The organism is Granulicella aggregans, from assembly GCF_014203275.1.
Taxonomy (GTDB): Bacteria; Acidobacteriota; Terriglobia; order Terriglobales; family Acidobacteriaceae; genus Edaphobacter.
On record NZ_JACHIP010000001.1, the window covers coordinates 167,983 to 179,881 of the forward strand.

Annotated in this window: 8 protein-coding genes; 5 read left to right on the plus strand and 3 right to left on the minus strand. The window is 59.9% G+C overall.

Features of this window, described 5'->3' with window-relative positions; genetic code table 11:
• The first annotated feature begins 373 nt into the window (after window positions 1-373).
• The 5 genes from HDF16_RS00755 to HDF16_RS00775 all read left to right on the plus strand — a co-directional run bounded on the left by HDF16_RS00755 (window position 374) and on the right by HDF16_RS00775 (window position 7,948).
• Window positions 374-3,757: a TonB-dependent receptor gene (locus HDF16_RS00755; protein ID WP_184213205.1), complete on the plus strand. Its 3,384-nt coding sequence runs from the start codon at window positions 374-376 to the stop codon at window positions 3,755-3,757.
• Window positions 3,758-3,858: 101 nt separating this feature from the next.
• Window positions 3,859-5,148 carry a selenocysteine synthase gene (locus HDF16_RS00760; protein WP_184213207.1) on the plus strand — a complete coding sequence of 430 codons (1,290 nt, stop codon included), beginning with the start codon at window positions 3,859-3,861 and terminating at the stop codon, window positions 5,146-5,148.
• A gap of 23 nt (window positions 5,149-5,171) precedes the next feature.
• A complete protein-coding gene (locus HDF16_RS00765) occupies window positions 5,172-5,666 on the plus strand; it encodes a RidA family protein (protein ID WP_184213209.1) in 495 nt (164 codons plus the stop codon).
• Between the two features lie 23 nt (window positions 5,667-5,689).
• Window positions 5,690-7,180, plus strand: coding sequence for an FAD-dependent oxidoreductase (locus HDF16_RS00770; RefSeq protein ID WP_184213211.1), 1,491 nt, complete (start codon window positions 5,690-5,692; stop codon window positions 7,178-7,180).
• 15 nt (window positions 7,181-7,195) lie between these two features.
• A complete protein-coding gene (locus HDF16_RS00775) occupies window positions 7,196-7,948 on the plus strand; it encodes a beta-propeller fold lactonase family protein (protein WP_184213213.1) in 753 nt (250 codons plus the stop codon).
• A gap of 7 nt (window positions 7,949-7,955) precedes the next feature.
• Here HDF16_RS00775 and HDF16_RS00780 read toward each other — a convergent pair whose 3' ends face one another.
• The 3 genes from HDF16_RS00780 to HDF16_RS00790 all read right to left on the minus strand — a co-directional run bounded on the left by HDF16_RS00780 (window position 7,956) and on the right by HDF16_RS00790 (window position 11,883).
• Window positions 7,956-9,374 carry an amidohydrolase/deacetylase family metallohydrolase gene (locus HDF16_RS00780; RefSeq protein WP_348641195.1) on the minus strand — a complete coding sequence of 473 codons (1,419 nt, stop codon included), beginning with the start codon at window positions 9,372-9,374 and terminating at the stop codon, window positions 7,956-7,958.
• A gap of 17 nt (window positions 9,375-9,391) precedes the next feature.
• Entirely contained in the window at window positions 9,392-10,954 is a 1,563-nt protein-coding gene (locus HDF16_RS00785; protein WP_348641196.1) for a PLP-dependent transferase, read from the minus strand.
• Window positions 10,955-11,130: 176 nt separating this feature from the next.
• Window positions 11,131-11,883: an RraA family protein gene (locus HDF16_RS00790; RefSeq protein ID WP_184213217.1), complete on the minus strand. Its 753-nt coding sequence runs from the start codon at window positions 11,881-11,883 to the stop codon at window positions 11,131-11,133.
• Window positions 11,884-11,899: the final 16 nt, after the last annotated feature.

Sequence of the window (11,899 nt, forward strand, 5' to 3'; positions counted from 1 at the left end):
CTTGTCACTCGGTCCGCAGTGCTGTCGACTACCGCAATCCACGTGAAATCTCCAGGAGAGCGCTCGGTGAGGAATTATTATCCTTCGACGCACAAGCCCACCAGCGCGATAGGTCCGATAGGCGCAGAGAGATACCGCGATCCCTTCGAGAGCGCGAACCCTTCCGCGCGGACACCCTTGCGGAGTTGCCGCTCTTAGGTCTTTTGCCCTAGACACTTACCCGGCAACAGACCCATGACATCTTTTTCTGGCTGTAATCCAATCGTGACACTCAAGTAACAACTAACGCCCGTTCGCACCTCTTGCCCGTAGCGCGTGTCCGGCAAAACGGTCGATCTGAAATGATTCGCCAGTTTTCAATCAGGAGACCACCATGAGAAAAGCGTTCCTCTACTGTCTTGCATACCTGTTGACCCCTCTCGCCCTGCATGCGCAGATCGCCAACAACACGTCTCTGGTAGGAACCGTGGTCGATGCGGGCGGAGGCGTCATCGCCGGGGCACACGTTGTTGCGACCGACGAGCAGACCCATGTCGCGACCGAAGGAACGACCAACAACGAAGGCTACTACTCGATCAGCTTCATCATTCCGGGCACGTACTCCGTCTCGATCGAGCAGAGTGGATTTTCGAAGTCGATCAAGACCGGTATCACCGTCACGCTCAACCTCGCCGTCCGCAACGACTTCACGCTGAAACCCGGCGGCGTGAGCGATGTGGTGTCAGTCTCCGCCACCACGCCGCCCCTCTCGACCGACGATTCGACCCTGGCCGAGACCTTCAGCCAACAAGCTGTTGAAGAGCTTCCCGTGAGCAGCCACAACGCGCTCGATATTGCGGCCGTTTCGTCGAACGTCTACATCGGATCGAAGACCAGCTACCAGGGCAATCCTCCGGGCGAAGACATCGAAGGCGCGGGCCAGCGCGAGATTCAGAACAGCATCTCGCTCGACGGCGTCTCCATCATGAACAATCTCATCTCGACGACGCCCGACCATCCCGCAGCAGATATGGTGTCCGCGGTGCAGGTGCAGAGCGGCAACTACTCCGCGCAGTACGGCTCGTACCTTGGCCTGCACGTCAACATGACCAGCAAGAACGGCACCAACAAGCTGCATGGCGCTGTTTACGACTACATCGAGAACACCGCACTCAACGCATATCCCTTCACCGCGAAGCCGGGTTCGGCCAAGCCGATCCTGCACTTCAACCAGTACGGATTCAACCTCGGCGGTCCGGTCTTTATCCCGCACCTTTACAACGGCCGCGATAAAACCTTCTTCTTCGGCTCCTACGAGAAGCTGAACCAGATCGGCCAAAGCTCCGGGGTCTCTTCGGTACTGACACCAGCATTTGAGGCAGGCGACTTCAGCGCCTATACCGGGACGATCTACGATCCCGCCACGGGCCTTCCGTACCCGAACAATCAGATCCCCGCCAGCCAGCTTGCGACTCCCGACGCGGCCATCGCGAAGAAGTACGAGGCGTACATGGTCGCGCCCAACCAGTCCGGCATCGCGAACAACCTGAACAACTCCTACCCCAGCGACATCGTCATCAAGCAGTCCATCGATCGCATCGATGAGAACATCGGCGACAAGATCAAACTCTTCGGCCGGTACTACTGGCAGAACCTGACCTTCGTCTCCGGCACCTCCTTCGCGGCGAATGCTTCGAACGGTCCGACGAACAGCCGCAACTTTGCCTTCGGGTACACCCATATCCTCACGCCCGCGCTGGTCAACGATCTGCATATCGGTGTGAACAAGCTGATCGCTGAGAATCTGAACTACTGGTATACAGCGGGGCAAAAGAGTGCTGGCACCGACCTCGGCATCCCGGGCTTCAACGCGGACACGCTCTACAACAACCCCGGTGTCCCGGTACTTACCATCGCGAACTTCCAGGGCGTAGGCAATGCGGGCAGCAACTGGTTTCAGGATGACCGCACCTACGATCTGTACGAACAGCTCAGCTACACGCGCGGCAAACACAGCATCACCGTCGGCGGTGAGTTCCGCCGCATCACGTTGGGCCGCGAAGCCACCAATAATCCGCTGGGAACGATCGGCTTCTCCTCGACAGCTTGTACGCAGACGAACGGGGCCTGCACCGGCCCGCTGGTCAGCACTGGATATGCTCCTGCGGACTTCGTCCTCGGTCTCGTGAACAACGTAACCACTCCTATCGACACGATCAAGGGTTCTGTTGGCGAGTGGCGCGACGGCTTCTTCGCGCTGGATAACTGGCAGGTCACACAGAAGCTAACGCTGAACTACGGCTTCCGCTACGATCTGCCTACAGCACCCTACAGTTTGAATGGCTATGCCCGTATGCTGAACGATTCACAGACGGCGCTCATCCCGGTTTCGACAGCGACCCTTGGCGCCAGCTACACGCCAACCCCCGGCTACAAGCTTGGCAAGGCACAAACGGACAACCTGGGCCCACGCCTCGGACTCGACTACAGGCTCACCGAAAAGACGGTCTTCCGCGGAGGCGTCGGCTTCTACTACAACCCGAACCAACTGAACACCTACACGCTGCTCACCTCGAACTATCCCTTCGCGGCGGCCGTCACTTACAGCACAACCAAGGCTGCGCCTCTCTCCTTCACCAATCCAACCAACGGAGCAGGCAAGACCTCTCCGGTGGCTGGCGTGGCAGGAACCTACGTCAATGCCTACACACCCGAGGTAAACCTAAAGACCCAGCGCAGCTACCAGTGGAACGCGGACATCGGCCAGGAGCTTTGGAAGGGAGCTGCTTTCGAACTGCAATATCTCGGATCCCATTCTCTCCATCTCGACCGCAGCTTCTACAACAACGAGCCGCTCAACCCGGTTAACACCACTGTGAAGTCACTCAACTCACAGCGGCCGAACCAGCTCTTCGGCTCCATCCGCACCTTCCAGGAAGATGAATACTCACACTACAACGCGCTCACTGCAGTGCTTCGCCAGCGCGAGTTCCACGGCCTCTCCGGCCAGGCGAGCTACACATGGTCGCATGACCTGGACCTCTCTCCCGACTCGAACGCTGGTGGAACGACCTCACAGCAATACAACATCCGCGCTGACTACGGCAACGCGAACTGGGACATTCGCAATCGCTTCGTTGCGGAGTTCACCTACGCTCTGCCAAAACTAACCACGGCAAACCTGCTCACCCGCGAAACGCTCGGTGGATGGCACACAAGCGCGATCGTCAACATCCAGGCGGGCATGCCGTACACCATCCAGATGAGCAGCAACACCACTTCTGCGGGCGTGGACCAGGGGACACAGCGTCCCTCCTGGGTTCACGTCGAGAAGGCAAAGTGCAACCTACATAACGCCTACTCCGGCTTGAGCGGGAACACCAACTCGTGCATCGACACAACCGCCTATGCCCCCGCTGTCAACTACAGCCAAGGGCTGGTCGGATACGGCAACCTCCACCGCAACAGCCTCGTCGGCCCCGGCTTTCAGTACGAGAATCTTGCGGTCTTCAAGGACTTTGCCGTTGGTGAATGGGCGAAGATTCAGTTCCGTTCCGAAGCGTTCAATCTCTTCAACCATCCCAGTGGACAAAGCCCCAACACCAACGCAAGTGGTGGAAATACTGTTGGCCTTGGAATCAACACCGCCGGGGCTTGCGCCGTAAACTCCTGCCTGAGTTTCCCTTCAGGATTCGGCCAGATCACAGCGGTCCAATCGGTCCCCGGTACCTTCAGCGGAGCTCGTGTGCTCGAGCTCTCCGGCAAAATCATCTTCTAACCCATTACTCTGGCAAGAGAGGCGCGATCGCAATCCATGCGCCCGCGCCTCTCTTCTTTTCGCCGTAGATGTTGCCGCATGTACCTGTCAGGGAGTAAGCCATGCCTTCTTCAACCACTATCGATCCACTTTCGCGCCGCAGTTTTTTACGCTGGTCGCAGGGACTTTTTGCAGCGTTAGGCGTTGCCCCTGCGTTGCCGGTCTTTACCGCTCGCGCTGAAACTCCGAATGATTCCGACGACTACTACGCCAAACTCGGCGTCGACACCATCATCAATGCCGCCGGCACCTACACCTATCTGACCGCCGCTATCATGCCGGCGCAGGTGCAGCGTGCCGTCGCAAAGGCCGCATTGCATCCGGTCGTGCTCAAGGATCTGCAGCAGGCCTCCGGAGCATATCTCGCCCGCAAGCTCCGCTGTGAGGCCGCACTCGTTACCTCAGGAGCCTCCGCCGCTCTTACGCTCGCCACCGCGGCCTGCATCATGTCCGCCAACAACTGCCGCCCTGACCAGATCCCTCAGGAGGTGTGGCCGGGCAAGGATCATCCCGGCATGAAGAGCGAAGTCATCGTGCAGAAGGCCCATCGCTACGAGTACGATCACGCCATGCAACTCTGCGGCGCGCGCATTGTCGAGGTCGTCACCATCGAGGACTACAAGCGTGCCTTCTCGCCCAACACGGTGATGACAAACTTCTTTAACTCCGCCGAGGCAGGTGAGATCGACCGCAAGACCTGGCTTGACATCGCCCATAGCCACAGTGTTCCCTGCCATCTCGACGCCGCCGCAGACATGCCGCCAATCGAGAACCTCTGGAAGTACACGGGCATGGGGTACGATCTCGTATGCTTCTCCGGAGGCAAAGGCATTCGCGGTCCGCAGAACGCCGGCTTACTCCTCGGCAAGAAACATCTCATCGATCTCGCCAACGAAAACGACAGCCCGAACTCTGACGCCGTCGGTCGGGGCATGAAGGTCGCCAAGGAACAGATCGTCGGCATGGTCGCTGCCGTCGACTGGCTGCTCGAACAAAGCGATGAGGCCAACCAGGCCGAGTACCTGCGCCGCGCCAACACCATCTCCGGCATCTTGAAAGACATCCCCACGCTGAGCAGTGAAGTCTTCATGCCGGAGATCGCGAACCACGTTCCGCATCTTATCCTTGCCTACGACCCCAAGGTCGTCGGTATCACTCCAAAACAGGTACAGGCGCGGCTCCAAACTATGCGGCCGCGCATCGAGCTGAACCCGGCCACCGGAACGTCTGGCCGCCTCGGAACGCACTCCAACGAGAACACCATCGTCATCGGCACCTGGATGATGCAGCCCGGCGAAGCAGAAATCGTCGGCCAACATCTCAAGACCGTCCTCTCCAACCCCAAAGCCTGACCCAGCTCTACAAGGAGATCAAGATGTCCAAGCTGTCCGAGAATCAAACCTCACGCCGGGGCCTGCTGAAGAACGCCGCGAAGGCCGCTGCTGTAGCTACTGGCGCAGCCGTACTCGCGACGCCAGCCGAAGCTGCAACTCCGAAGCCCGAAAAGAAGTCCTACCCCGCGAAGAACTCGGACAACCCGAACGCCGCGCCGCCACTCTTCTCGAGCGCGGTCTCTTATGGCAATATGCTCTTCCTCGCAGGCGTCGGCTACCACGAGCCCGGCACGATTGAAGAAGCCACCAAACACGTACTCGATGAGCTTGAGAAAAACCTCATCGCCGCTGGCTCTTCGATGGAAAAAGTGCTCAAGGTGAACGTCTACCTGAACGACATCAAGGACTGGCAACGCATGAACACTTCCTACGCGAATCGCTGGGGCAAGATTCCCCCCGTCCGCACAACAATCGCCCCCGCTGGCGGCATCCCCGGAAATTCCCTTGTCGAGATCGACTGCATCGCCTATATCTAAATTCACCACGAGGTTTGAGATCGATGCTCTCCAATCTCCCCGACGCGCCGGCCGTGATTGAACGCGGCGACCCACGCTTTGAGACGCTCAAGCGTGGCCACAACTTGCGCTTTCCCGCGACCGGCGCCGAGGCGGCGAGCCGTATCGTCATCTGTTCGAACGAAGATGAGATAGCCGCCGCGCTCCAGCACATCGTCGCCTCCGGCCTGCGGCCCACAGTCCGCAGCGGCGGCCACTGCTACGAAGACTTCGTCGCCAACAATCCCGGCGGAGCAATCCTCGACCTCTCCACCTTCAACCTCGTCGACCGTCACGACGGCGCATTCCGCATCGCGCCCGGTGCCCTGCTAGGCGATGTCTATCAGACACTCTTCAAGCGTTATGCGGTCACTCTTCCTGCAGGCACGTGTTACATGGTCGGAGCAGGTGGCCACATCTCCGGCGGCGGCTACGGTCTGCTCTCACGACTGCACGGCCTCACCTCCGACTGGCTGTCCGCTATTGATATCCTCACCGTCGACGCCCATGGCCGCGTCCTTCCGCGCCACGTCGACGCGCAGCACGATCCCGATCTCTTTCGCGCGTGCCGTGGCGCGGGCGGCGGCAACTTCGGTGTCATCACCCGCTTCCACTTCGATCATCTACCGCCAGCCCCGCGCGAGGTTGCCGAGGCGAGCCTCTGGTTCTCTTGGTCTTCCATGACGGAAGAACGCCTGATCAAACTCCTGACCACCTATGGTGACTACTGGAACACGCGCGGCCGTGACCCCGAGACCTGGGGCCTCTTCGCCATCCTTTTCCTCGTGCCGGACGACCACGCAGGTGCACGCTTCGGTATCCACACACAGTTCGTTCAGAGCGACGGCACCGCAAGCGATCTCTCTATTCAGCGAGAGTTCCTGGACCGTTTCTCCGGCTTCAACCCGGATCCAGCATCGACCACGGCACCGGCTTATAAGATCGAACGCCGCCCCTGGCTCAACGCCACCCTCGCAGGCGGCGGCAGTGGAGGAGGCAGCCGCGCCAAGTACAAGTCCGCATACATGAAGCAGAATTTCACCGCAGCCGAGTGCAAGGCGATCTATCGCTACCTCACGAACTCCGGCAACCAGACCCAGGGAACCTACCTCAGCATCGACTCATACGGTGGCGCCATCAACCGGCCCGAACGAGGGCGCGACACAGCCATCGCGCAACGATCATCGATCATGAAACTGCAATGGCAGTGCTACTGGCGCACCCAGGAGGAAGACGCAGCTCGCCTGAAGTTCACCGATGACTTCTTCACCGCCGTCTACACCGGACCTCATATCCCACCCGAATACCAGGGCACTCCGCTCGGCGAAAACTTCGAAGGCTGCTACATGAACTACGCCGACTCCGACATGCTGCGCTACTCGCACTGGCCACAACTCTTTTACGGCACGGGCACGCTCTATCCCTTCCTGCAGTCGGTGAAACAGCGGTACGACCCCCACAACATCTTTCATAGCTCCATGAGCATCCGCGCCTGAGCATCCGGAGAAGCCATGTCTCATATGCCCTTCACACGTCGCCGCTTCCTCTCAACCGTGGCGTTTGCAGCGCCCGCGTCCTCGCGTATCGTGCGAGCGATGGCCCCGGCGAACGCAACGCGACTCGCCTTCGCCGGAATTGCCGCAGCCGACGATTCAGAACCGGGACGCATCGAGGTTCATCGCGTCAGCAATGGCCGCTGGCGGCTTTCCTCCTCAACCGCTGCCGCTGCTCCACGGGCCATCGTTCTTCATCCCACGCTGCCTGTTCTGTACGTCGCCCATTGCATCGCTGAGCATCAGCATCGTCCTCGCGGCTCCGTCTCCGCGTTCCGCATCGACACCGCCAGCGCAAGTCTTTCCCTGTTGAGCGACGAACCGCTCACGCTTGCCGCAACGCTGCCAGACCGCATCGCGATTGCCCCGAACGGAAGGCATCTCGTCATTGCGTCAACAACCTCGACGATCTTCAACCTCTTTCCGATAGGTAGCGATGGAGCCTTGCTTCCGACGCCTTCTCCACTCAAGCTTGCGGGGCTGGCTTCATCGCAATTCAGCGTCGCATTCCAGGCGTCATCGTCCGTGATCCTTGCCATGACATCCGACCACGTGGAGCACCTCGAGATACAAGAGAATTCCTCACTTAGGCGCGTCCTCACGATCAAGACCTCGCCGGAGAAGACAGTCCAGCGTGACAGAGCTGGCGCGGCCCTTAAACGAGAAATGGCCGCGCAACACGCGGCCAGTCTCGCTCTGCTCGATCTGTAATTAGTCTCTACTTCGGAGTCGCAGGGACCGGCGTACCAGCCGGTGTCGAGAGCGGAAACTTGCTCTTGCCGATGGGCCGCTCGTTGAACGTCGTCCAGCGCGATGCCTGCCGCACATCTGCCGAGTGCTGCTTCGCATCCCACGTATCTGCGGAGATACCGTTCAGGTCGTAGACCACCTTGCCATCGCGCAGCGTCAGTTGGCACACCAGCTTCTTCGTGCCCGTCCGCTTGGTGTTGTACATGTCGACGAAGCCGAAACGCCCCGTCTCTACCGACAGCACCGCGACATCGGCACCGGAGCCGATAGACAGATTCCCCAGCTGATCCTGCTTGATCTCATGCGCTGGAGCCGAGGTCATCTGCTCGATCACCTCGGGGATGGTCTCGCCCAGAACCATCATCTTGTCGGCCACATTCAGCATGTCCTTCATGCCGTTGTTCATCGACGTGATATGCAGGTCGGTCGAGATCGAATCGGGCTTGTATCCCGTCGCGACGATCGGCCCAGCCACCGTCCATGAGAACGATCCGCCGCCATGTCCCACGTCGCAGTAGATGCCACGCTTGCGCATCACGACCAGCGCTTCCGAAGGCCCGCCGGTCTGAGGATTCTGCTCGCCGCGCAGGCCAGAGAAGCAGTGCGTATAGATATCTCCCGGTCGCAGATGCGTTGACACAAGCTGCAACAACGGCCGCTCAGGCCGGTTCGCGCCGTAGTCGATCATCACAGGAATATCCGCGACCGTACCTGCGATGACAGCCTGGTCGAAGGGCTTCCACTCCGGCCCGCTGAAGTGCGCGCTCTTGATGCCCACCACTACGCCGGGATACTGCTTCGCCTTCTCGCCGGTTAGCTTTCCATCCATGTCGTCGAGGTTGTCTTCGTACTTGGGTCCACGCATGCCCGCGCCTACGATGTTGAGTTCAGCCAGCACGCGCGTCTTTGAGCGATCGATCACGCGGTCCTTGAAGTCGTCGAAGTTCTTCCGGCCCGAGCTACCTGCATCGACGACCGTGGTCACACCGGTGCGCAGGGTGAAGCCGTCGGGGTACACCGAGTTGTCGCCCGCGTAGGAGTTCTTCTCGCCAGTCCCAGCATAGGCATGCACATGGATGTCGATCAGTCCCGGCGTCACGTAGAAGCCATGAACATCGACGGTCTTCAGAGCGTCTTTTGCCTCAAGATGCTCACCAACAGCCGCGATCTTTCCGTCCTTGATGCCTACATCGCGCAGCCCATCGATCTTGTTCTTCGCGTCCAGCACATGGCCGCCCTTCAACAGAAGGTCATAGGCCAGAGGATTGGGCGGAACCGGCGCTGCCGGGCCACCCTCCTGCGCCGCAATACATAGCGACGAAGCTGACAACAGAACTGCAGCCGTACAGATGCCCGCGAGACGACGACGAAGACCCATGATTCCCATGTCACTCCTTAGTGTTGTTACGCCCGAACAGCCTTGAAAGTAGCTGTGCCGTACTCGCCAAGCTTTACGTCGCCGGCGAAGGTGTTGCCAGCGACAACGCCGGTGAAGGTATACGGAACTTCGGTGCCGCTCACCTGCATCGTTCCCGACAGCGTTGCGTGATCTGCAACGACCTTACCCTTGAGTTGCGAGTTGTAAACCTCGCCCTTCTGCGTGCCGCTCAACGCATCGCCATCCTGGCTGAGTTCCAACTGCTGCAGCCCGACGCCGCGAGAGTAGTTGATGGTCGCATTCCAGCTTCCCGCAAGGTTCGCGAGCGGCCCGGTGTAGACGGGAGGGTTGTCATAGTGGCCCGGATTGCGCAGATACTTCGCGATGGTATCGGCAACGGTCTTGTAGTCGCCCGGCTGCATCATGTACGGCATAATGCCGATGGACGATTCCATCATCTCTGGCCGGCGTCCACGTCCGCCGTCAACCAGAATCCGCGGCGTCCCTTTATCCAGCTTCTCGACGAGCTCGGTTCCGGTGATGCCGACCTTTGCGCCATCCCAGCGAATCTGCAATGTAGGCGCGCGGTTCGAGAGGTCCGCGCTCGGCATGCGAATCTCCGTCGTCACCGTCGGAATGCCCTTCACCGTCTCCGCAATATACTTGTCCCACTCCAGCCACTGGTGCTGTTCTGCTTCGTGATCGCGCTTGTACCACGCGCGCACAGCGGCGAGCATGCCCATCGCCTCTTCCTTGCCCACCTTCAGCGCGCGCCCCCAGTTGTGATGGGGCGCCGCGTTCCAGAAAGCCGCAGCGCATAGATCCTTCGGCCCAAGCAGAACGCCAGCCGTCTGCGGGCCGCGCATACACTTGCCGCCCGAATAAGCAACGAACGTCGCCCCTGCAGCGAGATGAATGTTCGGCACGAGAGGCTCTTCCGCCGCAGCATCCACGAATACGGGGATGCCCTTCTCTTTCGCGATCGCGCAGATTGTCTTGATCGACAGCGGCTCTTCGAACGCGCGCGGGCCGGAGAGGATATAGATCATCGCCGTCTTCTCGTTGATCTTCGATCGCAGCTCATCATCGCTCTCGACCTCGACGATCTCCGGCCCGGACATGCGCACGCCGAAGTCATACGGGTTGCGCGAGTGTTTGGGAATAATCACCTGGCTGCGCTTCTTTTTGTACGGGAGCGACTGCGACAGCTCCGGGTCGGTCCCGCAGATACAAGCCACCGTTGCAAGGGCGATCGCGGCCTCACACCCTACCGTAACGATCGCGCTCGGCGCTCCCATGTGGCTTGCGATCTCCGCGCCTACGGCGGGCATCAACTCGTCGAGATGCACGTAGTGATGGGATGCCTCGAACATCGCCTGCTTCACCTCCGGCAGTGACTGCGAGCCTGTAATGATGGTGAACGTGCCTCGTGCATTGATGAGCGGCCTCACGCCGATCTTTGTGTAGAGATTCTCAGTGGCCGTTCCGGTGTTGACCGGCATGGCACCCGGTTCGCCCGTCAGCAACGCCGCCGAAGCGCTGACAGGAGCCGCAGCAAGCGCCGCCGATAGAATTCCGGACTGCTTCAATACGTCTCGTCTCGACCAGTTACCACGCTTCAAAAGGCGCATCGTTGCTTTCCCGTCTTTCCTGCTTCTCTGATATTGGCTTTCGATGGAGCTTCCATTGCACTCCGTTGTAATGGTCCTGTCATCGGGCGGAAGCCCCGTACCCTGCTAGGTCAAATGCCCTAGATGCTTCGCAATCAAATTCGCCCGAACTGCTTCACTGCTTCCACGATGGAGTGGAACTTTTCGATATACGGATACATACTGTGCTCGCTCTCATCCAGCTTCTGCGCGCGCAGCAGCACCTCGACAGCATGAGCCCGCGGCACGACGACCACGCCATCCTGGTCAGCTACGATGATGTCTCCGCCACTTACCTTTGCACCCGCGACATCGATGGTTCCGTTCATCCCACCGAAGCGATAATGCGAGACCGAGGTCGAAGGCACCGGTCCCGTCGCGTACACAGGAAAGCCGATCCGCTTCAACTGCGGCAGGTCGCGAACTCCGCCATCGACGACTGCTCCGGCAAATCCTCGCGCGAACATGGCTGTCCCCATCAGGCCGCCCATGCCGGCGATGTCTTCGCCGTCCTCCACCTTCATCACGTAGACAGAGCCGGGGCCACCGCTGTCGATCGCGCTCAGCATCCCCGCCAGCGCAGCCGGATCGTTGTTCTCTTCCTTCTTCAACAGGACCGTCAGCGCGATGCCCGCAAACTTGGTGGGGAAGATCGCCTGGACCTTATGCGACATGTAGTGCTTCTCGTGAAGAAGCTGCTCCTCCGCATCCGAGACCGACGCCGCTTCAACATGCCGATACGCCTCGAGCATCCGCGCCGTATCGTGTTCGTAGTCCGCTGCCGTCAGCGGAGTGTCCGCACGGACTCCCGCTACGACAAACAACAACGCCGCGACGCTACCAAAGACAGTTCGTCCGCCGATTCTCATCTCTCACGCTCCTCAT